Genomic DNA, 22,253 nt, shown 5'->3' with positions numbered 1-22,253 from the left:
AATTTGTTTGGTTTTGAAAAGTTAATTAATGCTAATTTATATAAAATACTTAAAAATTAATCCGTTTATCCTAAATAAAAAAGCTCACGATTTTGAAATCGTGAGCTTTTTTATAAAAAATTGTGAAATAAATTAGTGTTTTACTTCTTCAGTAGTAGTAGTCGCTTTTACAGTAGTATCTTTTACTGTAGAATCTTTTACCGTAGTATCAACAGCAGTTGTGTCAGTAATAATAGTTGAAGAATCTGTAACTGTTGTATCAGCGCCATCAGCTTTTTTACCTGATTCGCCACAAGCAGCTACTGTTAAAGATAAAGCAAGGGCTAAAAAGCCTAATTTGAATGCATTTTTCATTTTGATCTTAGTTTTAGGGTTAAATCTACTGTTAATACCTAAAATGTTAAAAGGTAACCCTTTTAATTTTGATAAAATAAAAAAGCCTCCCTGATTTACATCGGGAGGCTCTTCTTATAAGTAAGTTAGACTAGTGTTTAACTTCAGTTTTTTCTGTAGTAGTTTTTACAGTAGTATCTTTTACTGTAGAATCTTTAACTGTAGTATCTTTTGCAGTAGTATCAGTAACGATAGTTGAAGAATCTGTAGCTGTTGTATCAGTACCTTCAGCTTTTTTTTCTGAGTTACAAGCAACAACTGATAAAGATAAAGCTAAAGCTAAAAAGCCTAATTTGAATGCATTTTTCATTTTTGAGTATTTTTTAAGTAATTAATTAATTTATCCTTAATACCGGTAACCCGAAAAGGTAACCCAAAAAAATAAAAAAAAATAAAAAAGGCTCCTGATGCTAGATCAGGAGCCTTTTTTTATAAGTAAAGTTAGACTAGTGTTTAACTTCTTCTGTAGTTGTAGTAGTTTTTACAGTAGTATCTTTTACTGTAGAATCTTTAACTGTAGTATCTTTTGCAGTAGTATCAGTAACGATAGTAGAAGAATCAGTTAAAGTTGTATCAGCACCTTCAGCTTTTTTTTCTGAGTTACAAGCAACAACTGATAAAGATAAAGCTAAAGCTAAAAAGCCTAATTTGAATGCATTTTTCATTTTTGAATTTTTTTAAGTAATTAATTTCTTATTAATGCCGCAAAGGTAAAAAGGTAACCCGATAATTTACAAAAAAGTTAAAATATTTTTTTTCGGCATATTGGGTTACCGTTTGCTTTAAGTTTGTATTAAGCAATTATAGTAGCTATAAATATTTTTTTGTCTAATATTGGGTTACTATTTATAGAAAAATGTATTAACTAGTGAATAACAGTTTAAAGAGTTCAGTTCCAACAGATAGAGAGGTTATTTTAGGTATTCTAAATAACTCAGAAGATACACTTAACAAGTTATACAAGGCTTATTATGCGATGGTTTTGCAGTTTATCCTGAATAATAACGGTGATGAAGATGATGCAAAAGACGTTTACCAGGAAGGCATAATCATTTTATATAACAAAATTAAGGCAGGTAATTTTGAGCTCAGCAGCAAACTGAAAACTTATATCTATTCGGTTTGCAGGCGTATTTGGCTAAAGAAACTTAGCCTAAACAGTAAAAAAACCGGTAGTATTACCGATTATGAAGATGTATTTGCTGTTGAGGAAGATGTAGAACACCACGAAGAGAAAGATGCTGCTTTTGTAAAAATGCAATCCGCACTCGATCACCTGGGCGAACCTTGTAAAACCATTATTCAGGATTTTTATATCCACAATTTATCCATGCAGGATATCTGCGAAAAGTTCGGCTATACCAATACCGATAATGCAAAAACGCAGAAATATAAATGCCTGCAAAGGTTAAAGAAAATATTTTTTCAACCATAATTTGAAATGAGAAACGATTTGGAGTTAGATGCAATTATTGAAGATTATCTTTTAGGTAAACTTAATGCACAGGAAACTGAAGCTTTTGAACAGTTACGTCGTAATGATGCCACAGTAGATCATAAAGTAGTTTCACATAAGTTCTTTTTAGAATCTATGGGGATATTTGCTGAGCAGTTACGCTTAAAAGAGCAGTTGAATCATATTCATGCCGAAATTGATGTGGAAAGTTTGGCCTCTACGCTTAGGCCTCATCCTTCACGTGTGGTTCAGTTATGGCGCAAACATAAATCTGCTATTGCAGTTGCCGCATCTTTCGTGGTACTCTCTCTGGTTTCTATTTACTCTATCCAACATAATACGCAACAGGCTGAGCGCTACAGACAGTTAAGTAATCAGGTAAATAATGCCATTAAAACACAAAATAGCTTAATCAGAAAAATTAAGCATAATAATACCACTTCTGATAAGCCAAATGCACAGAATAGTTTTGGGGGTACTGGTTTTGCCATTTCTACAAATGGTTACATCCTAACCAACCTGCATATTATTAATGGTGCTGATTCTTTATATGTGCAAAACAGTAAAGGAGAATCGTTTAAAGTAAAATCGGTTTATACAGATCCTCAAAACGATATCGCCATTCTTAAAATAAACGATAAACACTTCAGTAACTTATCTTCTATTCCTTACACCATTAAAAGGAATACAAGTAACATAGGCGAAATTGTATATACCTTAGGTTATCCAAAAGATGATGCTGTACTTGGAGAGGGTTATGTGAGTTCTAAAAATGGTTTTATTGGAGATACCACTCAGTATCAGGTAGCCATTTCAGTTAATCCTGGAAATAGCGGCGGCCCTGTTTTAGATAATAACGGAAATTTGGTTGGTATTATTAGTGGTAAGCCAGATCAGACCGAAGGTGCAGCCTTTGCCATTAAATCAAAATATATTTTAGAAGCGATGAGGGCTATTCCTCAGGATTCATTAGGTGTAAATAAACTTTCTGCCAGCAAAAAAAGCTTGCTGTCTGGTTTAAAACGGACCAAACAGATTGAAAAAATACAAGATTATGTATTTATGATAAAAGCATACTAAATGTAATACCCCAAACAAATTAATATTCTTAAACCCTGGAGATTGCTTCTTCAGGGTTTTTTGTTGGAATTGTAATTTGGAGGTCTTAAATTAATATTAAGTCTATGTATTTACTATACTATTGTTTAGATTTGTTTTAGTCAAATTTAAATTTAATAATATCATGAGTATAAGATTAGGCGATACCGCACCGAATTTCCAAGCCAACACATCCATTGGTGAAATAGATTTTTACGATTATTTAGGCGATAGCTGGGGCGTATTGTTTTCGCACCCTGCCGATTATACCCCTGTTTGTACCACAGAACTGGGTAGAACTGCAGCTTTAAAAGGTGAGTTTGAAAAAAGAAACGTTAAAGTTCTGGCACTAAGTGTTGATTCTGCTGAGTCGCATAAAGGTTGGATTAACGATATTAACGAAACGCAGCATACATCTGTAGAATTTCCAATTATTGCCGATCCAGATAAAACAGTGGCAAATCTATACGATATGATTCACCCAAATGCTTCCGAAACGTTAACCGTTCGGTCATTGTTCGTAATCAGTCCTGATAAAAAGGTGAAGTTAACCATTACTTATCCGGCATCAACCGGCAGAAATTTTAATGAAGTATTACGGGTAATTGATTCTTTACAGCTTACGGCAAATTATAGTGTAGCTACACCGGCCGACTGGAAAGATGGTGAAGATGTAATTGTGGTAAACAGCATTAAAACTGAAGATATTCCGGCTAAATTTCCTAAAGGACATCAGGTAATCAAACCGTATTTACGTACCACACCTCAGCCAAATAAGTAGTTCAAAGAAAATTTAATTAGAAACGCAACATTCTTGTTGAATGGCCCGAAATGGCTTGCATTATATTCGTAAATTATTATATTTGGTAGTTTTGTTTCAATATTAACGCTTAAACTGGTTGTTTTATTCATATTAATACGCAATTGGTTAAATGAAATGCTGATCAAGGCGTAAAATGTTTATTTATTTTATACAATTTTTATTTTTTTATGGCAACCGGAAAAGTTAAATGGTTTAACACTCAAAAAGGCTTTGGATTTATTGTGCAAGAAGACAATAAAGACTTATTTGTACATTTTAAAGATGTTTTAGGTGGAATCGAAAGCTTGAAAGAAAACGACACAGTAGAATTTGAAGTAGCTGAAGGCAGAAAAGGTTTACAAGCAGTAAACGTTAAGAAAGTTTAAGTAATAATATCATAATTATTTCTTCATCCCTACAAAAAGCCTTTCAGTTGAGAGGCTTTTTGTATTAAATGGTTCGTCACCCTGAATTTATTTCAGGGGCTGCTTATAAAGATGCTGAAACAAGTTCAGCATGACGTAAAGCAAACTATGAATGATCATTGAACTCCTTAATAGTATTGAATAATCGACGCTTTAATCACAATGTTTTCGCCATTGGCGACTTTGGTGAAAATTAAAAACTGATCCTGATCTGCTTTAATTTTATATTTCTTAACCAAATCTTCAGGCTTTGCCGGATAATTCCGCACAATTACATTTCCTTTTAAATTACCTTGTTTCTTAAGAGCTGTGGTCGTGAGTACAGCTTCAATTTTAAAAATCCTGCCGGAGAAATCTTCATTTGCTATTGCCGAACTAAAAAGCTGTGTTTGAGGATGTAATTTTGAGAGATCGTAGGTGCTGCCAATTAAATTAAAAGCACCTGATTTTAGTAAAGCAGCATCTGGTTCGTACAGGTAATTGCCAATGTTTAAATTGTCTGTAAACTGCACCGAACCATTTGAAGCAGATTTATAAAAGGAAAAATCTTTTTCAATGCCGTTATTTAAAGTTACAGCGATAATTTTCGTGTCGTCATTGTAATCTTTATCGATGATCCATAAAAGTTCTTTGCACTCATTTTTCACACTGACAATATGGATTTCACTTACCTGTTTCAATTCTGATAATCCCGCAGAAATATCGAGTAATGGGGCAGTTTTGATCATTATTCTCGAAGATTTTTCTAATAAGGCATCCAGGTTGCTTGCAACATCTGGTGTGCAGTCTTTTAGCATGAAAACTTTTCCTTTTTCGGCTCTTCGGGCAGGATCTACATAAATGGTATCAAATGATGTATCACTGGTCTGGATATAAGCAATTCCATCTTCTGCTTTAAATTCGATATTTGTGGCTTGTAAAGCCTGAGCATTGTGTTGTGCGATTGTGGAGAGTTCGGGATTGATTTCGCAATGCGTAACCGCTTTTATCTGTTTTGCAAAGTAATAACTGTCTATTCCAAAGCCTCCGGTTATATCTATTAAAGTATTGCCTTTGGCAAGTTTAGATTTATATTGAGCAGTAATTTCAGAAGAAGTTTGTTCGATGGATAGTACTGGGGGATAATAAATATCTTTCGTATTAAACCAGGTTGGTAATTTCTTTTCCGATTTTCTTTTTGCGGTAATCTGGGTGGCCAGTTCGGCTGCCGTAATACCTTCGAACGGACTTTTTGCTAAAGCAATCTGATTTACATCCGCATTCAAATGTGCATTGATATAATCTTGTACAGCTTTAGCTAAAAGTTTATTGTTCATGTGTTAATCGGTTATTTCAAAAGAGATCGTCATTTCGACTGTAGTGCAACGAAATGGAGAAATCTATTTAGATAGGTTTCTCCACTGCGGTCGAAATGACGAACACATTTAATGCTCACAATGACCAATTCTATGCGGATTTATTTTTCATCACCATCTGACAGGTATGGCGGCTCTTCACTTCTAATAAGATATCTTTATCCACTGTTACTCGATCTATCGTTTGTTGGTTATAATAACGGATGGTTACCAGCTCCAGGCCCTTATTGTATTTTACGGTAAATTCTTCCGACAGGTCTTTGATCAGTTTTTCAATCTGAGTCGGATGATCATCAACGCTGACCGAAAAGCTGATCGCAGAATTGAGCATGGTGTTGATTTTGATCCTGTGCGTATGAAAAAGTTCAAAAATATTGCTCAGATTTTCTTCGATAATAAAAGAATAATCCTTTGGGAAGATAGAAATCAATGCCTGATTCACCTTAAAAATAAAAGAGGGGATAGGCAATGGGTTATTTTCTTTGGTAATTGCCGTTCCTGAACCTTCCGGCTGGATAAATGACCTTACAAAAAGTGGAATACCTTTATTTTGAAGTGGTTTTATAGTTTTTGGGTGTATTACCGTTGCACCATAATAGGTAAGCTCTATTGCATCGTGGTAAGATAACTGGGCAATTTTCTCTGTTTCATCAAACCATTTCGGGTCAGCATTTAATACACCGGGAACATCTTTCCAGATGGTTAGTGCAGCAGCATTTAAACAGGAGGCAAATATTGCAGCCGAGTAATCAGAACCTTCCCGACCTAAAGTTGTCGTGTAGTTTTCGCTGGTACCACCAATAAAGCCTTGTGTTACAATAATGTTGTCGTTTAAAAACGGCAATAAATCTTTTTGTATCATCTGATTGGTTTTAGCCCAGTCTACTTTTCCTTCACGGTAGCTATTATCCGTTTGGATATAGTTCCTGGCATCAGCCCAAAGGGTTTTATTGCCGGTTTCGTTTAACCAGGCCGCCACAATTTTCGTAGAAACCACTTCACCGATAGATACAATCTGATCATAAATATAATCTTCATTGTTATCGGGTTCATCTTCAATCAACCAGTCAATTTCAACAAAGGTGTTCGCTACATCATCATAAACCGGATTGGCTTTGCCTTGAAACAGTTCATCAATAATGCTGAAATGGAAATGTTTAATCTCATCAAAAATTGCATGCGCTTCATCATTTTGTGATAAGAATGCCTGCGTTAACTTTTCCAGTTTATCAGTGATCTTACCCATCGCCGAAATTACAATCAGTAGGTTTCCTTTTTTGTAATCGCGGACAATATTGGCCACATTTTTCACTCCATCTGCATCTTTTACCGAGGCACCACCAAACTTAAAAATATCCATATTAAAATGCCTTGATTTGTTCTTTAGAGAAAGCCGCGTTTAACCAGCCACTTTCTAAATGTGCTTTATATTTGTTGTAAAAATTAATTGCAGGTTCATTCCAGTCTAACACTTGCCAAACCATGCCACTGTAATTACCGTTTTTGGCTTCTTCTATTACTTTTTCGAATAATACCTTGCCCAGGCCTTTTCCCCTAAATTCTTCGGTTACAATAAAATCTTCGAGGTATAATCTGCATCCTTTCCAGGTAGAATAACGCGTGTAATATAATGCAAAGCCCACTACCGTATCATTTACTTCAGCTACGTAAGCTTTCCAAACCGGATTTTCGCCAAAGCCAGCATCAATAAAATGGTCTAAACTAACCGTTACTTCTTCCGGAGCACGCTCATAAACGGCCAGCTCATTAATTAACTCTAATATTCTCGGACAGTCTTCAGCGGTTGCAAACCTGATGTTAAAATCCATATTAATTGGTTGTAATGTCGTTTTTGAAATGTTTAATTACCCTTTTGCCGAAAATACTGCTACCAATACGCACCATTGTACTTCCTTCTTCTATGGCGATTTTATAATCTGCGCTCATTCCGGTAGATATTTCTTTAAAAGCATCATCTTTACGGAAGAAGCTCACTTTAATACCATCAAAAAATACTTTCAGTTCATGAAACTCGGTCGTAATCTGCTTTTCGTTCCTGGTATTGGTGGCAATTCCCATTAGACCTACAATACGGATATTTTTCAATTCAGCAAACTCTTCGGCACGTAACAGTTCGATCACTTCATCAAAACCAAGTCCGAATTTAGTGTCTTCATCAGCGATATAAACCTGTAATAAACAATCAATTACGCGTTTGTTTTTAGCGGCTTGTTTGTTGATTTCCTGGAGCAATTTCAAACTGTCTACGCCGTGGATAAGTTGGACAAATGGGGCAATGTATTTTACCTTATTGCTTTGTAAATGGCCAATAAGGTGCCATTCGATATCATTAGGGAGTTGCGCCTGTTTATCAACCATTTCCTGTACATGGTTTTCTCCAAAAATGCGCTGTCCGGCATTGTATGCTTCTAAAATTGATTCTACTGGTTGTGTTTTGGAAACTGCAATGAGTTTAACCCCGTCTGCTTCAACTTCGCTTTTATATTGTTTAAGATTATCAGCTATGCTCATTTATAACTATTTTTGGTAAAATTAATAACCTTGCCGCAATTTGGGCAAAAAATAATATTTAAATTAAGCATGAAGAGATTAATATGGGTTTTAATGACTGCTATATTATGGTTTGGCTGTAAGCCTGGCATACCTGATGGCATTATTAAACCCGATAAAATGGAGAAGATTTTATACGATATGCACATTGTAGATGGCTACCTTTCCAGTATTTACATGGTAGATTCAGCAAAGAAGGTGGCTGCAGCTTATTATAAGGGGATTTATAAAAAATTTGAAACGGATTCTGCCGAATATAACAGGAGTTTAATTTGGTATAACACCAACCCTAAAGAGCTGGAAGCAATGTATAAAAACATTCAAAAAGCTTTAGCCAGGCAAAAAAAAGGAACTGAGTTAGCCGATTTAATGATTAAGAAAAAGAAATTTAAAGCCGACTCGTTGGTGATTGCAAAGAAATTTAAGGCCGATTCTCTTGCGATCAGAAAAAAAATGAAACCAGATTCCTTGTCAAAAGTTAAAGCAGTTGCTGAAATTGCAAAGAAGAAAAAGCAGGCCGATTCACTCATAAATATAAAAAAAGCTGGGGCACCGGAAGTGGTTACAACCCCAACTCCAGCTATAGTACACTAATATGTTATATCCCGAAAACTGTTTAGAACGTTTAGGTTTTGTAGAGATCAGGCAACTGATTAGCAAACATTGTTTAAGCCCTATGGGGCAAACAATGGTAGAGAAGATGCAGGTGATGAACCGTTTTGATCAGATTGATAAATTTTTACGTCAAACAAACGAATTTAAGAGCATCCTGCAAAATCAGGAACCGCTACAGATTAATACCTTTTTTGATATTAAATCGCTGGTTGAAAAAATCAGGGTTGAAGGCACTTACCTTTTAGAGGATGAGTGGTTTCAGGTATATACTTCATTGCATACTGTTTTCTCGGTACTTCGTTTTTTCGAAGAACGTGCAGAAGTATACCCCACACTCGAAGCTTTGTTTGAGCATTTACCCATCGAAAAAACAATCCTCCGTAAGATCGAAACCGTAATCGATGCCAAAGGAAAGATCAAACCCAATGCATCAAAAGAATTGCAGGAGATTACCTCTGCCATTTCCAAAGCAGAGCAAGATGTGCGTAAGCGCATGGATTCGATTTACAAACAGGCTATTGCCAATAATTGGGTTGCCGATGGTAGTTTAACCATTCGTGATGGCAGGATGTGTATACCGGTTTTGGCCGAAAATAAACGTAAGCTGAAAGGCTTTGTACACGATGAATCGGCGACAGGGCAGACCGTTTATATTGAGCCTGAAGAAGTTTTTACGCTAAATAATAAGCTACGCGATTTAGAATTTGATAAACGCCGTGAAATTATTAAGATTTTAATTGCTTTAACGGATGATTTACGCCCGTATTCGCCATTATTGCTTTCTTATCATGGTTTCCTGACCAAACTGGATTTTGTTCGAGCCAAGGCTTTATTTGCCATGGATATTGAAGCTGAAATGCCCGGTTTGTTAAAAGAACCTAAAACCAGGCTGATAAATGCCAGACACCCATTGTTGTCGATCTCATTTGCTGCCGAAAAGAAAACCGTTACACCTTTAAATATTCATATCGATGCCGAAACCCGGGTGGTATTGGTATCAGGACCAAATGCCGGCGGTAAATCGGTTTGTATGAAAACGGTTGGCCTTTTGCAGATTATGTTGCAAACAGGTCTATTGATTCCGGTTGATGCAAACAGCGAAGTGGGTATTTTTGAAAATATTTTTGCCGATATCGGCGATGATCAATCGATAGAAAGTGATTTGAGTACGTATAGTGCACACCTGAAAAAGATGCGCTATTTTGTAGAACATGCTTCGCCAAAAACGATGGTGCTGATTGATGAGTTTGGTACCGGTACCGATCCGCAGTTTGGCGGGCCAATGGCCGAGGCTGTTTTAGAGGTATTGAACAATAAAAAGGTGAGGGGGGTAATTACCACCCACTATTCTAATTTAAAGCTCTTTGCAGGTAATACCCCTGGTTTGGAAAATGCTTCCATGCTTTTCGATAATGCCAAAATGAAACCGCTCTACGTTTTAGAAATGGGTAAACCAGGAAGTTCTTATGCTTTCGAAATTGCGCAGAATATTGGTTTGCCTAAGGAAGTTATCCAGCTGGCGAAAGAAAAAACAGGCTCGAACCAGAATCGGGTAGATACCATGCTGGTTGATCTGGAGCGCGAAAAGAAAAATGTTTACGATGCCAAAGTAAGCCTGGCCAACCAACAGAATAAAGCCAAAAACCTGGTTGCAGAAAATGAAAAGTTAAAAGCATTTTTAGAGGAAAACAAAAAGGTGCTGATTAAGGAGGCGAAGCAGGAAGCGCAGAATATTATTAAAAATGCCAATAAACTGGTCGAGAATACCATTGCGGAGATTAAGGAAAAGCAAGCTGATAAAGAAGTAACGAAAGAACTTCGCCAGAATTTGCAAAAAGAACTGGTTAAAAATACGGTTCCGAAAGAACGACCTAAACCAGTGCAGGTCGTTGTGGGTGGTGAAATTGAAATTGGTGATTTAGTGAAATTTATCGATAGTGAAACCATTGGTCAGGTTTTAGAGATTAACCGCAACGAACTGGTTTTGGCCATAGGCGATTTACGATCGACGGTGAAAAAGAACCGCGTTCAAAAGGTAAGTAACCGTGAAGCTAAAAAAGTAATCCAAAGCAGTGCGAACTCATTTGCAGGGCGGATGAACGAGGCTGTATCGGGCTTTAGGGCCGAACTCGACCTTCGTGGAAAACGTACAGAAGATGCCTTGTTCGAAGTAGAGAAATATTTAGATAAGGCCATTATGCTCGGTTTCCCATCCATTAAACTAATCCACGGAAAAGGTGATGGAATTCTGAGGAAAATGATCAGGGAATACTTGCGTAAATATAGTCAGGTAAACAGGATGGAAGATGAACACGCTGATAGAGGCGGGGATGGGATTACGTATGTGTATTTGAATTGATGGAAGGAGTGAGATGGAGGATGGAAAATGGAAAACTCATCTGTTCTCGTGTAGGCGTCATTCCCAACTTGATTGGGAACCTTAATGCCTTATAATACTTTGATTATAAGATCCGCTCATGCGCTGGGATGACGATAAGTGGGTAAAATACTGATGTAATCGTCATCTCGACTGAAACGCAGTGGAATGGAGAGATCTATCTCGAGTTAGATTTAGCTACGCTGAGCACTTCGTTGTTCCCGGCTGCGCTGTGCTTCGCTCGAAATGACGTCCGCCCAGTAAAACAATAAAACTTTATAACCGTAACGTTGTTATTTCTAAAACGTTACGGTTATGAGGGCAATACTACTCTGCTTGTTTGTAATGCTATTCGTTACAAACTGCAAAAAGAATGGTGATGATAATGAAGATCCAGGTACCTTGCCTGATGTAGATCTCAAATCAAAAGTAGTTGTTTCCGGATTAAGTCTCCCGTGGGAGATGGTATACGGACCGGATAATTTTATCTGGTTTACCGAAAAAGCAGGTAAAATTAGCCGTTTAAATCCTGCAAACGGACAAGTAACACCCTTACTTACCATCACTGAAGTACGGACTAACGGAGAAGGTGGCCTGCTTGGAATGACATTACATCCCGATTTTGCCGGCAATCCTTATGTTTATGTCGTTTATGGCTATGGAAGCACCTATAAAGCCAAGGTTGTACGTTATACCTACAGCGGAGGAGGTTTAACAAGTCCTCAGGTTTTATTGGATCAGATTCCTGCTGCTTCTATCCATAATGGTTCACGTTTGCTGATCAGCGGTGGTAAACTTTTTATCAGTACCGGTGATGCTGCTGATACTGGCAATCCTCAAAATGTTAATTCTTTAGCAGGGAAAATCTTAAGGATAAATTTAGATGGCACTATCCCTGCCGATAATCCATATCCCAATAACCCGCTTTGGTCTCTAGGGCATCGAAATGCACAAGGATTGACCCAGGTGGGCAATAAAATTTTCTCTTCAGAACATGGACCTGATTCTGATGATGAGATTAATATCATTGAAAAGGGAAGAAATTATGGATGGCCAAATATTAAAGGTTATTGTAATGAAAGCGGGGAGCAGTCGTTTTGCAGTTCGAACAATGTGGCAGAGCCGCTAATCAATTGGACACCAACCATTGCACCCAGCGGTTTGGCTTATTACAATTCCGATTATATTCCGCAGTTTAAAAATTCGTTGTTGCTGGCTGTATTAAAAGGAACTAAGTTAATGCAGCTTAAATTGGATGATGCACAAACAAAAATCACAGGAACGAAAGATTTTTATGTGAATACTTATGGCAGGATCAGGGCGATTTGTCAATCATCTGAAGGGAAAATTTATATCTGTACCAGTAATGGAAGCGACGATAAAATAGTGGAAATAGCGAAGTAGACGAATTATTTTTTCCGCCCCGGACACTTTTTACAGCGTTTACCTTTTTTAAATTTCTCACAGCACTTTTTGTGCTCAGCGGTACAGCTGAAAATAAAACCCATGCCCTTTTGAAATTCAGGGTCGGTGGGTAATATGAATAGACTTTCTTCTCTCTCGTAAATCATTGCAGCACAAAGGTAATAGTTATTTAGATTAATTCCAATTAATTAACATTCCAGGTAGATTTAAAAATTTTAAATGCAGCAATTTTGAAGGCAATTTGTAATTTAGCGAACTAACCAAAAATTCATAAGATGATAAATAAAGTGGTATCTGGAGCTGAAGAGGCTATCAAAGATATATCAGATGGTGTGACCCTCATGCTCGGTGGTTTTGGGCTTTGTGGTATTCCGGAAAATTGCATAAAAGCTTTGGTCAACAAACAGGTGAAAAATTTAACCTGTATCTCTAATAATGCGGGGGTTGATGATTTTGGTATTGGTTTAATGCTGAAACAACGCCAGGTTAAAAAAATGATTTCTTCTTATGTAGGTGAAAATGCAGAATTTGAACGACAATTGCTGAGTGGTGAACTCGAGGTAGACCTTATCCCACAAGGTACTTTAGCTACCCGTTGCCTGGCAGCCGGGTATGGGATGCCAGCAATTTTTACACCTGCAGGAGTCGGTACGGAAGTGGCAGAAGGCAAAGAAATACGCAATTTTGATGGTAAGGATTATTTGATGGAATATGCATTTGATGCCGATTTTGCAATTGTTAAAGCCTGGAAAGGCGATACCGCCGGGAATTTAATCTTCAGGTCTACCAGTCGGAATTTTAATCCGGTTATGGCTATGGCAGGTAAAATAACCATTGCCGAGGTAGAAGAATTGGTAGAAGCAGGTGAACTAGACCCGGATTATATTCATACGCCTGGTATTTATGTTCACCGCATTTTCCAGGGTAAAGATTATGAGAAAAGAATTGAACAGCGGACAGTTAGAAAGTCCGAAGTCTGAAGTCCGGAGTCCGAGGTCGGCTTGCAGATTCTGATCATTCTACTCATTCTATCATTCAAATTCATTCATTTACATTTATTTATGTTTTCAAAAGAAGAAATTGCACAGCGTATTGCTAAAGAAATAAAAGACGGATACTATGTTAACCTTGGTATCGGCATACCTACTTTGGTGGCCAATTATATTCCAAAGGGAATTAACGTAGTATTACAGTCAGAAAACGGTTTATTAGGCATGGGACCATTTCCTTTTGAGGGAGAGGAAGATGCCGATTTAATTAACGCGGGGAAACAAACCATTACCACCTTGCCAGGCTCATCTATTTTTGATTCGGCCATGAGTTTTGGGATGATCCGTGCGCAAAAAGTGGATTTAACTATTCTCGGAGCCATGGAGGTATCAGAAAATGGTGACATTGCCAACTGGAAAATACCTGGGAAAATGGTAAAAGGAATGGGTGGAGCGATGGATCTGGTGGCTTCAGCCAAAAACATTATTGTGGCAATGCAGCACATTAATAAAGCTGGAGAAAGCAAATTGTTACCAAAATGTACTTTGCCATTAACCGGGGTAAAATGCATTAAAAAAATTGTAACTGAACTGGCGGTTTTAGATATTCTACCTGAAGGTGGTTTTAAACTTTTAGAACGTGCACCTGGTGTAAGTATCGAATTTATACAACAATCTACAGCAGGGAGATTGATTGTTGAAGGAGACATCCCGGAAATGAGACTGGATTAAACTGGTGGCTGATGCTAAAAAACGGTCGTCATTCCCGCACACGCTGGAACCTTAATGTATACTGTAAGCCTATCCAGGCATTATGATTACCTACAAAAAAGAAGTCAAGTTTTTAAAAACTTGACTTCTTTGATATTTATTGTATATCAACTAAAATACTGTTTCTTAAATCATTCGAAATATCCTCTGTGATACCGATAATTTCTTCAGGTTCATTGGTATTATTCATGACCACCTTATTGCACTGGTCGCGGTAGGGTAATAAATACTCTTTATAGGCAGGTACCACGTGGTTATGCCATTTGTACAATACATCTTCTTCAGGGTAACCACGCTCTAAACCATCTCTTTTTATACGGCGATCTAAAGCCACCTGCTCATCCGCATCAACAAAAATGGTATGATCTAATAATGCCGCAATTTCTTTAAAGTGGAGGATAAAAAGCCCTTCAACAATAATAATTGGAGCCGATTTGATCTCCAGTATTTTAACAACAGCTAATGGATTGTTGAAGTTATATTCTTTTTTATAAACCACTTCGCCACTCATCAATTGCTTAATGTCTCTCAAAAACTGCTCGCTATCAATTGTTGAGGGGAGATCGAAATTATATAGTTTATTTTCTTCCTGAGTCATTTCGCCTGCAGGAATATAATAGTCATCTTGCGATACGAGTGTTACTTCATCCTGTTTAAAATGATGAAGAAAGCAGTTTAAGAAAAATGTTTTACCCGATCCGCTACCACCGGCAATACCAATTATAAATGGCTTTTTGTTCAAACTCATTGAGCACTATAGGTTAAATTGCAGAAAAAACGTTTGTCTAAAGCACCCAATGAATCGGCTACCGCTTTAGTCATTACAATGATAACATCTTTTGTGGATTCGTTCTCTGTAAATTTACCAACAACTTTGGCAAAGGTAGTACGGTTGGTCATGGGATTGGTAATCTTAATTACCCTGCCTACAGGTGCTGTACGGTGTAAAACCAACATTTTTGTGCCATCAAGATCCTGATCTGCAATCCAAACTGCGGTACCTTTTTCTTCGATCTGACTTAAGCCATATACGCTCGGATCGCGGCGAAGTTTAGGGTCTTTAACCATTGTGCTATCTGGTTCATTTTCCTGTTCCTCTTTCGATAAATCGTTCACCGATTTAGGTTGTGGCGGTTTAGGAATGATCAGTTTCTGATCAACTTTAATGGCATTATCTTCAAGTTTGTTTGCCGTTCTGATCTGATAAGCGGTTAAATTATATTTTTTAGCAATGGTAAAAATGTTTTCTCCGGTAGCCACGGTATGGATAAAACTCTCTTCTTTTGCTGCAGGGGCTTCTTTAACTTTTGCTTCTACCTCTTTAACTTTAGCTTCTGCCTGCTTTTCTTTTGGAACCTGAACATCCGTAATGATACCTCCGGGTACTTTTAAAACCTGACCAATGGTAATGGCATTATCGGGTAAATCGTTCAGTTTTCTAATCTGGTAAGCCGTAATGCCATATTGTTTGGCGATGGTGAAAATGGTTTCGTTTCTTAAAACCGTATGTGTACCGGCAGCATCTGCAGATTTGTTTTCCTGTACTGGTTTTTCTTCTGCAGCAGCTACTACCTTGTTTTCGTCGATATTTTTTGTTGCCGGAATTTTAAGTTTCTGCCCAATGCGCAGGTTGTTTCCCGAAAGGTTATTGGCTTTTTTTACCTCTTCAACTGTGGTACCATATTTTTCGGCTATTTTGCCTAAAAACTCTTTTGGTGCCACCGTATGCTCAATCATGGTTTGATCTGCCGATGAGGTATTCGCTGTTGCAGTCTCCGTATTGTTTTTTGCAGGTGGTGTTACCGGAGCTGAAGTACCAGTCTGTTCTGTGTTTTTTGCAGGAATTTTTAAAACCTGGCCAATACTTAAATTATTTCCGCTGAGGTTGTTTAAAGCCTTAATCTCATTTATAGTTGTGCCATATTTTTCGGCCAGCATATTTAAATTTTCTTTTGGCTTTATGGTATGTTCGATAACATTTGAAGTTGATGTGTTTGGTGCGGTATTCGACGAACCATTACCCGTAAAAGGGATATTGGTAGGTACCTTAATAATTACCCCAACCTGAAGGTATTTGTTATCATTAAAGCTCATGATATCTTTAGGCAAAACATTATATCTTCTTCCTATAGAATAATAAGTGTCTTTTGCTACGGTTTGATGAACAATCAGTTTTTTGCCTTTATTATTTTCTACACCGATAGAGTCTCTCACTGTACTGGCTTTGGCATTTGCAATGTTTAAGGCAAATAACACTACAGCAGATAAATATATTTTATGCATTTATTTTTATGTAAATTTCTTAGTCAAAGGGAGCAATTATACGAATAATATTGTTAACCATCTTAAGTTCTGTTGTTCGTTTTTTAGTAAAAATTAGATGACTTTAGCTTCGTAATATCAATATGCTATTCATTAACAAATGTTTATAAAATTGTTATTTTGTACAACATTGAATATTAAACGATCTTATAAATAAGGTATTGTTCAAAAGCGATTTTTGAGCAAAACTTTTATAAATTTGAGTTGTTACTCAGACATTAAAATACATCATAAATAATAAAAAAATGGACGCTAAAGAAATAAGCTTAAACGAGAAAGAAGTTAAACCAGTTGTAGATCTGTTAAACGATTATTTGGCTAATTACCACATTCATTATCAAAAATTAAGAGGTTGCCACTGGAACATTAAAGGACAAAACTTTTTTACTTTACATGTTAAGTTTGAAGAATTATATACCAACGCACAGTTAACTATTGATGAAATAGCCGAACGTGTATTAACCCTGGGTAAAGCACCACACAGCCGTTTTGCCGATTATATCAAAGAATCTAAAATTAAAGAGATTGATACCATTGGGTTAAAAGACCTCGATATGGTTGACGCCATTTTAGATGATATGGCCTCGTTAATTGAGTTGGAAAGAGAACTTTTAGAAGCTACAGATGCTGCCGGAGATGATGGCTCTAACGATATGGTTAATCGTTTTATGCAGTTTAAAGAGAAAAATACCTGGATGTTACGTTCTTTTGCAGGAAAAAAATAACATTAAAAATTTAGGTTAAAAGCCTCATGTAAGTAGCTTAATTGTAAAATCTGCTTATATGAGGCTTTTTTGTTTCTGAAAAAATCTAATTATTTATCTTTGGGCATGGCGTACAAAAGTTTAGCAGAATGTGTATCCGATCTTGAAAAGCACGGTCATTTAATCAGAATAAAAGAAGAAGTAGATCCCTATTTAGAAATGGCAGCCATCCATTTAAGGGTTTATGAAAATAAAGGACCAGCTATTTTATTCGAAAAAGTTAAAGGAAGTCCTTTTCCTGCTGTTTCAAACTTGTTTGGAACTTTAGAACGGTCGAAGTTTATTTTTAGAGATACTTTGCCAAAAGTACAGCAGTTGGTGGCCTTACGGAACGACCCTATAAAAGCGTTGAAAAATCCTTTCAAATATGCGGGTTCTGCCATGTCGGCTTTATCGGCCTTACCACTTAAAACACCTTCTGCAAAAAGCAAATTTTTAAAAACCAGTATCAGCCAGCTGCCACAGATCGTAAACTGGCCTATGGATGGTGGCCCTTTTGTAACCATGCCACAAGTTTATACCGAGGATGTAGATAAACCAGGTGTTTTAAATGCAAACCTGGGCATGTACCGCATCCAGTTAGGTGGGAACGATTATATTCAGGACCAGGAGATTGGATTACACTATCAGATTCACAGGGGGATTGGGGTGCACCAATCGAAAGCCAATGCACTGGGTCAACCCTTAAAAGTGAGCATTTTTGTTGGCGGACCTCCGTCACACCCTTTAGCTGCTGTAATGCCTTTGCCTGAAGGCTTATCCGAAATGACTTTTGCTGGTGCTTTAGGCGACAGAAGATTTCGTTATTTTTACGATGACGAAGGCTTTTGCATCTCGGCAGATGCCGATTTTATCATTACCGGAACCGTTTATCCGAACGAAAATAAACCAGAAGGGCCTTTTGGCGATCACCTGGGTTATTACAGTTTAACGCATCCTTTTCCTTTGATGAAGGTGCACAACGTCTATCATAAAAAGGATGCCATTTGGTCGTTTACGGTTGTTGGCCGCCCACCGCAGGAGGATACCAGTTTTGGGGCTTTGATCCATGAAATTACAGGCTCGGCAATACCGCAGGAAATACATGGTTTAAAAGAAGTTCATGCGGTTGATGCTGCCGGCGTTCATCCTTTGCTTTTTGCCATTGGTAGCGAACGTTATACCCCATATTTAAAAGCGCGCAGACCACAGGAAATTTTAACCATAGCCAACCATATTTTAGGGAAAAACCAACTGAGTTTGGCTAAATACCTGTTTATTGCAGCCAAAGAAGATGACCTGCACTTAAGCACACATCATATAGAAGCCTTTCTAACCCACATTTTAGAAAGGATTGATTTAACGAGAGATGTTCACTTTTATACCAATACCACTATTGATACGCTTGATTATAGTGGCGATGGATTAAACAGCGGATCGAAGGTTGTAATTGCAGCAGCAGGGGATAAGCGACGTGAACTGTGGGATGAAATTCCGGAGGCGTTGACATTAAGCGATGGATTCTATCAGCCAAAAATAGCCATTCCAGGTATTTTGGTTTTGGAAAGCAACAAATATTTAAACCCTGAGAAAACAGCCGCCGAAATTGCTTTATTGAACATGGCTTTAATGAGTCAGGATTTATCGGGCCTGCCTTTGATTATATTGGCAGATGATGCAACGTTTACGGCTGCTAACATTGATAATCTGGTTTGGGTAGCTTTTACAAGGAGTAACCCAGCGGCAGATATATATGGTATTAATGATTTTACCATCAATAAACACTGGGGCTGTAAAGGCTCGTTGATTATCGATGCCAGGAAAAAGCCTCACCACGCACCCGAGTTGATCAAGGATGCAGTGGTAGAGGCTCAGGTTGATGAGTTGGGTAAAGAGGGGAAAGCGTTATTTGGGATTATTTGATGTTTTAAGCATTATTAGAAATTATATTGTATTCCCAAGTACCAACCTTTTGGTTCAATTTCGAATTTATATTTGATATCTTGCTCGAGATCTGTTGTAGAATCTATTGTCTGTCCAATAGAAAGCTTATTCAAACTTTGGTTCCAGGTCCAGATAGGGCCAGCTGAAAATGCAATTCTAGCACTAGGTATAGAAAATCCACCACCCGCTAACATAAGTGGCCTTTTTTTAGTAGGGTCAATACCTAGCTGGATCAAAGGAGAGAAGTATCTGGAATTAATGCCGAAATTGAAATTTAAGAATAATGCTGGAGCAACACCATTTTTTGTTATATCATCCTCAACAATATTAAATTGACCATTTCCATTATTTGATATCCCATAGCCTTTTAATGTACTGCTTGTATAAAATAACCCTGTACTAACAGTAATGGCAAAGAAATCATATTTTTCAAAGAGCATTTTTTTTGAAACAATGTCTTTTTCTTTGATAAAATCCTTTTTTTCATCATCGTACTTAAATTGTGAAATTCTAACCGATGTTTCGAGTTTTTCACCATCATTGAATGTGATGTCCTTTATCTTGTAATAATTGGTGGTGAAAGGATGGATTGATTTGTCTAGTAAGGAATTATTTACAAGTGTAATTATTGGATTTAATTTACTTACCAAAGCCCTGTTCTTTACCAGGTTTGATTTTACTTCATTGGTAAACTTATTTACAGATAAGTTTACCAATGAATTGAGTAACTGGTTTGATATTTTTAGTTCAGTAAGTTTATTTGCAATTAATTTAAGATTTGCCTCAATATCATTTTTAAAATATAATTCATAGTCTTTATTTATGATTTTATATTTTTCAACTTTACTTTTAGCTTCAACAGGATCCGATTCATTAAAAAATTCAATAAAAAGATTATCTAACTCATCTGATATATTCTTATTATTAGCTTCATCCAGTGTAACCAGAAAAGGGATTAACTCATTTATCTTTTTTCTTTCTTCTTCAGTTAAATCTTTAATACTTAAATTGATCTGAACAAATAATGAAGTTAAATCTAAACTGTTAAAGCCCTTATCAAGTCCAATCAGGGGAGTTTCTTTACTTTTAAGGATTTGTATCGATCTTTTCAGGTTATCCATATTTTTAGATTTATTTAAAGAAGTTACTGTAGATCCAAACTGACCTGCAAGTAAATCAACAAAATCTTTAACAATCTTATCTCTACCATCAATTGAGATGCTATCTTTCCAAATAATTTGGTATTTCAGTGGATTTAGCCAATCCATATAGATATTGCAGTTATTGCCATTCATTAAAGAAAATTTCTCGTTGTTCTTGATTTTGAATTTGCCATCTTGTGAGGTGTTGTATGTGAAGCATTCTATTTCAGTGCCATTTAAAATAATGTAGATTCTTGAATCTGTTATTTTTTGACCATGAAAATCCAGTGTCTTTTGTGCCCTGATTGAAGATATTGATATAAAAAATAGTGAAATCAATAAAATTATATTTTTCATAATCTTTTAAATTAGAAATGGTTTCTGATTATCGAAGACCAGGTTTTGCTGACCTGTATTATAATAATTCGGAGTTTGCTCTGGTGGCAATGAATTCATAATCTGTTTATGAAAAGACAGGTAGTTACCACTAAACTTTCCACCATTCCAAACCTTTTTTAACGCTCCGGTAAACCGACCATTAAAAGGGCCATCATAGGAATATTGACTATCTTGACATCCCGAGATTAATTTCACACTTGCCTTGATGTTTTGTGGATCTACGCCTTTGATCTTTTTGAGGATATTATCATAAAATTCCTGATGATTGAAATATGTTGTTGCCGCAATTTCGTCGGGCATAAATTTTTGTGCCAGGCCTTTAACTAGCTGGGTACAGTTTAGTGCCATTTTTGTAATTGTGCCACTATGGCAACTATCAGATATAACTAAGATACGCACCCCTTTCTGGAATGAATTCCATAATTCATGCAACTCGTCATCAATTAATTGCCCATCAAATAAACACCATGTTTCATCTAAGCTATCATCTTCATCTCCATTTACATCTGGTACTTGTCCACCATGCCCAGAATACGTGATTACGAATAAATCATTTGTGGTTAAAGTTGTAGCAGCTTTTTTGATTGAAGAAATGACTGCATTTCTTGTTGCCTCAGTTCTAATCAATTTAGAAGCTTGTATTCCTTGGGATTTTGCTATTAAATACATATCGTTTGCATCATATTCAGCAGCATTCAGTTTGCCGTCCCAGCCTGAATAATGAATTGGGTCTACGTAATTGAGACCAATGTGTAATGAGATTCCTTTTGCCATGATTGAGTTAATTAAATGATTGATTTGAAGTGTTTTATAATGTATTAATGTTTATGACTGTTCTTCAGTTCCAGGTGATGGTGCTAACAATCCCGCTAATGCGCCAATAGCTGCGGAAGCTAAAGATGCAATAATAGTAATCACCTTGTCGGCTTCTTGTATTGCTTGAATGTTGGTAAGAATACCCGTTGTTATAATTATCACAACCAGACTTAAGGCAGCTACAACTAACCTATAAATCCAAACATCATTTTTAGGATTTATAGCTGTATTTTTAATTAATGTATCCTTTGGGTCAGCATCGAATTGCTGCTTTAGTTGAGGGTTTTGATCGAGACCTTTAATAAAGGTTTCAACCTTGTTTAATGATAGTTTTGTCATGATTTTAGTTTTTGGTTCCTGCCTAATTAATTTGCCGCTTTTAGGTAAGGCGGACTTTATAAAAAGATGAATTTTTGTTCAGCCATTTTCTTATCCAAAACTACCATTGAGCTTATATCTAAATCAAGCGTGAAAACATGCGAATTTATACGCGTGAAAAGCGCAATGGTGTACCGTAAAATCGCGGTATTTTAAAATAAATGGCAAGGAAGGCTATAACTAGAAAATAGTTTAAAAGATGTTGGAAGGCAGTATTTCAAAAGAAAAATTA

General features: G+C 36.7%; 23 protein-coding genes. 11 read left to right on the top strand and 12 right to left on the bottom strand.

Annotated features, from left to right (window positions below; genetic code table 11):
- Window positions 1-132 precede the first annotated feature (132 nt).
- The 3 genes from AC04QZ_RS24190 to AC04QZ_RS24180 form a co-directional block, all read right to left on the bottom strand.
- On the bottom strand, window positions 133-354 hold the full coding sequence (locus AC04QZ_RS24190) for a hypothetical protein (RefSeq protein WP_086545741.1): 222 nt from the start codon (window positions 352-354) through the stop codon (window positions 133-135).
- 130 nt (window positions 355-484) lie between these two features.
- Window positions 485-703, bottom strand: coding sequence for a hypothetical protein (locus AC04QZ_RS24185; RefSeq protein WP_057934271.1), 219 nt, complete (start codon window positions 701-703; stop codon window positions 485-487).
- A 136-nt stretch (window positions 704-839) separates the two neighbouring features.
- On the bottom strand, window positions 840-1,058 hold the full coding sequence (locus AC04QZ_RS24180) for a hypothetical protein (protein ID WP_057934272.1): 219 nt from the start codon (window positions 1,056-1,058) through the stop codon (window positions 840-842).
- A gap of 203 nt (window positions 1,059-1,261) precedes the next feature.
- On the opposite strand from AC04QZ_RS24180, the gene AC04QZ_RS24175 reads away from it, so the two are divergent.
- The 4 genes from AC04QZ_RS24175 (at window position 1,262) to AC04QZ_RS24160 (ending at window position 4,135) form a co-directional block, all read left to right on the top strand.
- Window positions 1,262-1,828, top strand: coding sequence for an RNA polymerase sigma factor (locus AC04QZ_RS24175; protein WP_086545742.1), 567 nt, complete (start codon window positions 1,262-1,264; stop codon window positions 1,826-1,828).
- Between the two features lie 6 nt (window positions 1,829-1,834).
- A complete protein-coding gene (locus AC04QZ_RS24170; RefSeq protein ID WP_086545743.1) occupies window positions 1,835-2,929 on the top strand; it encodes a S1C family serine protease in 1,095 nt (364 codons plus the stop codon).
- 163 nt (window positions 2,930-3,092) lie between these two features.
- A complete protein-coding gene (locus AC04QZ_RS24165) occupies window positions 3,093-3,728 on the top strand; it encodes a peroxiredoxin (RefSeq protein ID WP_478359787.1) in 636 nt (211 codons plus the stop codon).
- 209 nt (window positions 3,729-3,937) lie between these two features.
- A complete protein-coding gene (locus tag AC04QZ_RS24160; protein ID WP_029276380.1) occupies window positions 3,938-4,135 on the top strand; it encodes a cold-shock protein in 198 nt (65 codons plus the stop codon).
- Window positions 4,136-4,302: 167 nt separating this feature from the next.
- Here AC04QZ_RS24160 and AC04QZ_RS24155 read toward each other — a convergent pair whose 3' ends face one another.
- The 4 genes from AC04QZ_RS24155 to AC04QZ_RS24140 all read right to left on the bottom strand — a co-directional run bounded on the left by AC04QZ_RS24155 (window position 4,303) and on the right by AC04QZ_RS24140 (window position 8,061).
- On the bottom strand, window positions 4,303-5,490 hold the full coding sequence (locus tag AC04QZ_RS24155; protein WP_478359786.1) for a class I SAM-dependent methyltransferase: 1,188 nt from the start codon (window positions 5,488-5,490) through the stop codon (window positions 4,303-4,305).
- A gap of 130 nt (window positions 5,491-5,620) precedes the next feature.
- Window positions 5,621-6,889, bottom strand: coding sequence for an aspartate kinase (locus AC04QZ_RS24150; RefSeq protein ID WP_478359785.1), 1,269 nt, complete (start codon window positions 6,887-6,889; stop codon window positions 5,621-5,623).
- 1 nt (window position 6,890) lies between these two features.
- Window positions 6,891-7,358: an N-acetyltransferase family protein gene (locus AC04QZ_RS24145; protein WP_478359784.1), complete on the bottom strand. Its 468-nt coding sequence runs from the start codon at window positions 7,356-7,358 to the stop codon at window positions 6,891-6,893.
- Window position 7,359: 1 nt separating this feature from the next.
- Window positions 7,360-8,061, bottom strand: a complete 702-nt coding sequence (locus tag AC04QZ_RS24140; RefSeq protein ID WP_478359783.1) for a YggS family pyridoxal phosphate-dependent enzyme — start codon at window positions 8,059-8,061, stop codon at window positions 7,360-7,362.
- 69 nt (window positions 8,062-8,130) lie between these two features.
- Here AC04QZ_RS24140 and AC04QZ_RS24135 point away from each other — a divergent pair, with 69 nt between their 5' ends.
- The 5 genes from AC04QZ_RS24135 (at window position 8,131) to AC04QZ_RS24115 (ending at window position 14,238) form a co-directional block, all read left to right on the top strand.
- Window positions 8,131-8,694, top strand: coding sequence for a DUF4296 domain-containing protein (locus tag AC04QZ_RS24135; RefSeq protein WP_478359782.1), 564 nt, complete (start codon window positions 8,131-8,133; stop codon window positions 8,692-8,694).
- Between the two features lies 1 nt (window position 8,695).
- Window positions 8,696-11,074 (top strand): endonuclease MutS2, encoded by a 2,379-nt coding sequence (locus AC04QZ_RS24130; RefSeq protein ID WP_478359781.1) that lies wholly within the window; start codon window positions 8,696-8,698, stop codon window positions 11,072-11,074.
- A gap of 333 nt (window positions 11,075-11,407) precedes the next feature.
- Window positions 11,408-12,496 (top strand): PQQ-dependent sugar dehydrogenase, encoded by a 1,089-nt coding sequence (locus tag AC04QZ_RS24125; protein ID WP_478359780.1) that lies wholly within the window; start codon window positions 11,408-11,410, stop codon window positions 12,494-12,496.
- A gap of 296 nt (window positions 12,497-12,792) precedes the next feature.
- A complete protein-coding gene (locus tag AC04QZ_RS24120) occupies window positions 12,793-13,497 on the top strand; it encodes a CoA transferase subunit A (protein ID WP_086545752.1) in 705 nt (234 codons plus the stop codon).
- 81 nt (window positions 13,498-13,578) lie between these two features.
- Window positions 13,579-14,238, top strand: a complete 660-nt coding sequence (locus tag AC04QZ_RS24115) for a CoA transferase subunit B (RefSeq protein WP_478359779.1) — start codon at window positions 13,579-13,581, stop codon at window positions 14,236-14,238.
- 136 nt (window positions 14,239-14,374) lie between these two features.
- Here AC04QZ_RS24115 and AC04QZ_RS24110 read toward each other — a convergent pair whose 3' ends face one another.
- Window positions 14,375-15,019: a uridine kinase family protein gene (locus tag AC04QZ_RS24110; RefSeq protein ID WP_478359921.1), complete on the bottom strand. Its 645-nt coding sequence runs from the start codon at window positions 15,017-15,019 to the stop codon at window positions 14,375-14,377.
- Between the two features lie 2 nt (window positions 15,020-15,021).
- Window positions 15,022-16,560 carry a muramidase family protein gene (locus AC04QZ_RS24105; protein WP_478359778.1) on the bottom strand — a complete coding sequence of 513 codons (1,539 nt, stop codon included), beginning with the start codon at window positions 16,558-16,560 and terminating at the stop codon, window positions 15,022-15,024.
- Window positions 16,561-16,844: 284 nt separating this feature from the next.
- Between AC04QZ_RS24105 and AC04QZ_RS24100 the strand changes: the two genes are divergently transcribed.
- Both AC04QZ_RS24100 and AC04QZ_RS24095 read left to right on the top strand, forming a co-directional pair.
- Window positions 16,845-17,324, top strand: a complete 480-nt coding sequence (locus AC04QZ_RS24100) for a Dps family protein (protein WP_086545755.1) — start codon at window positions 16,845-16,847, stop codon at window positions 17,322-17,324.
- Window positions 17,325-17,429: 105 nt separating this feature from the next.
- Window positions 17,430-19,265: a UbiD family decarboxylase gene (locus AC04QZ_RS24095; RefSeq protein ID WP_478359777.1), complete on the top strand. Its 1,836-nt coding sequence runs from the start codon at window positions 17,430-17,432 to the stop codon at window positions 19,263-19,265.
- A 14-nt stretch (window positions 19,266-19,279) separates the two neighbouring features.
- On the opposite strand, the gene AC04QZ_RS24090 is transcribed toward AC04QZ_RS24095, so the two are convergent.
- The 3 genes from AC04QZ_RS24090 to AC04QZ_RS24080 are packed head-to-tail and all read right to left on the bottom strand — an operon-like array spanning window position 19,280 to window position 21,982.
- Window positions 19,280-20,785, bottom strand: a complete 1,506-nt coding sequence (locus tag AC04QZ_RS24090) for a hypothetical protein (RefSeq protein ID WP_478359776.1) — start codon at window positions 20,783-20,785, stop codon at window positions 19,280-19,282.
- A gap of 6 nt (window positions 20,786-20,791) precedes the next feature.
- Complete coding sequence (locus AC04QZ_RS24085; protein ID WP_478359775.1) at window positions 20,792-21,601, bottom strand: caspase family protein; 810 nt, start codon at window positions 21,599-21,601, stop codon at window positions 20,792-20,794.
- Window positions 21,602-21,652: 51 nt separating this feature from the next.
- Window positions 21,653-21,982 (bottom strand): hypothetical protein, encoded by a 330-nt coding sequence (locus AC04QZ_RS24080; protein WP_478359774.1) that lies wholly within the window; start codon window positions 21,980-21,982, stop codon window positions 21,653-21,655.
- Window positions 21,983-22,253 lie beyond the last annotated feature (271 nt).

The organism is Pedobacter folensis (genome assembly GCF_056490665.1).
Note: the sequence above shows the minus strand (reverse complement) of the source record. Positions and strands in the feature narration are given on the sequence as shown.

What these genes read in the sequence shown, in the direction of transcription:
- AC04QZ_RS24125 (WP_478359780.1), top strand. Translation starts at nt 11,408, where the DNA reads ATGAGGGCAATACTACTCTGCTTGTTTGTAATGCTATTCGTTACAAAC.
- AC04QZ_RS24120 (WP_086545752.1), top strand. Translation starts at nt 12,793, where the DNA reads ATGATAAATAAAGTGGTATCTGGAGCTGAAGAGGCTATCAAAGATATA.
- AC04QZ_RS24180 (WP_057934272.1), bottom strand. Translation starts at nt 1,058, where the DNA reads ATGAAAAATGCATTCAAATTAGGCTTTTTAGCTTTAGCTTTATCTTTA.
- AC04QZ_RS24155 (WP_478359786.1), bottom strand. Translation starts at nt 5,490, where the DNA reads ATGAACAATAAACTTTTAGCTAAAGCTGTACAAGATTATATCAATGCA.
- AC04QZ_RS24115 (WP_478359779.1), top strand. Translation starts at nt 13,579, where the DNA reads ATGTTTTCAAAAGAAGAAATTGCACAGCGTATTGCTAAAGAAATAAAA.
- AC04QZ_RS24140 (WP_478359783.1), bottom strand. Translation starts at nt 8,061, where the DNA reads ATGAGCATAGCTGATAATCTTAAACAATATAAAAGCGAAGTTGAAGCA.
- AC04QZ_RS24135 (WP_478359782.1), top strand. Translation starts at nt 8,131, where the DNA reads ATGAAGAGATTAATATGGGTTTTAATGACTGCTATATTATGGTTTGGC.
- AC04QZ_RS24145 (WP_478359784.1), bottom strand. Translation starts at nt 7,358, where the DNA reads ATGGATTTTAACATCAGGTTTGCAACCGCTGAAGACTGTCCGAGAATA.
- AC04QZ_RS24165 (WP_478359787.1), top strand. Translation starts at nt 3,093, where the DNA reads ATGAGTATAAGATTAGGCGATACCGCACCGAATTTCCAAGCCAACACA.
- AC04QZ_RS24095 (WP_478359777.1), top strand. Translation starts at nt 17,430, where the DNA reads ATGGCGTACAAAAGTTTAGCAGAATGTGTATCCGATCTTGAAAAGCAC.
- AC04QZ_RS24085 (WP_478359775.1), bottom strand. Translation starts at nt 21,601, where the DNA reads ATGGCAAAAGGAATCTCATTACACATTGGTCTCAATTACGTAGACCCA.
- AC04QZ_RS24190 (WP_086545741.1), bottom strand. Translation starts at nt 354, where the DNA reads ATGAAAAATGCATTCAAATTAGGCTTTTTAGCCCTTGCTTTATCTTTA.
- AC04QZ_RS24080 (WP_478359774.1), bottom strand. Translation starts at nt 21,982, where the DNA reads ATGACAAAACTATCATTAAACAAGGTTGAAACCTTTATTAAAGGTCTC.
- AC04QZ_RS24130 (WP_478359781.1), top strand. Translation starts at nt 8,696, where the DNA reads ATGTTATATCCCGAAAACTGTTTAGAACGTTTAGGTTTTGTAGAGATC.
- AC04QZ_RS24150 (WP_478359785.1), bottom strand. Translation starts at nt 6,889, where the DNA reads ATGGATATTTTTAAGTTTGGTGGTGCCTCGGTAAAAGATGCAGATGGA.
- AC04QZ_RS24105 (WP_478359778.1), bottom strand. Translation starts at nt 16,560, where the DNA reads ATGCATAAAATATATTTATCTGCTGTAGTGTTATTTGCCTTAAACATT.
- AC04QZ_RS24170 (WP_086545743.1), top strand. Translation starts at nt 1,835, where the DNA reads ATGAGAAACGATTTGGAGTTAGATGCAATTATTGAAGATTATCTTTTA.
- AC04QZ_RS24090 (WP_478359776.1), bottom strand. Translation starts at nt 20,785, where the DNA reads ATGAAAAATATAATTTTATTGATTTCACTATTTTTTATATCAATATCT.
- AC04QZ_RS24185 (WP_057934271.1), bottom strand. Translation starts at nt 703, where the DNA reads ATGAAAAATGCATTCAAATTAGGCTTTTTAGCTTTAGCTTTATCTTTA.
- AC04QZ_RS24160 (WP_029276380.1), top strand. Translation starts at nt 3,938, where the DNA reads ATGGCAACCGGAAAAGTTAAATGGTTTAACACTCAAAAAGGCTTTGGA.
- AC04QZ_RS24100 (WP_086545755.1), top strand. Translation starts at nt 16,845, where the DNA reads ATGGACGCTAAAGAAATAAGCTTAAACGAGAAAGAAGTTAAACCAGTT.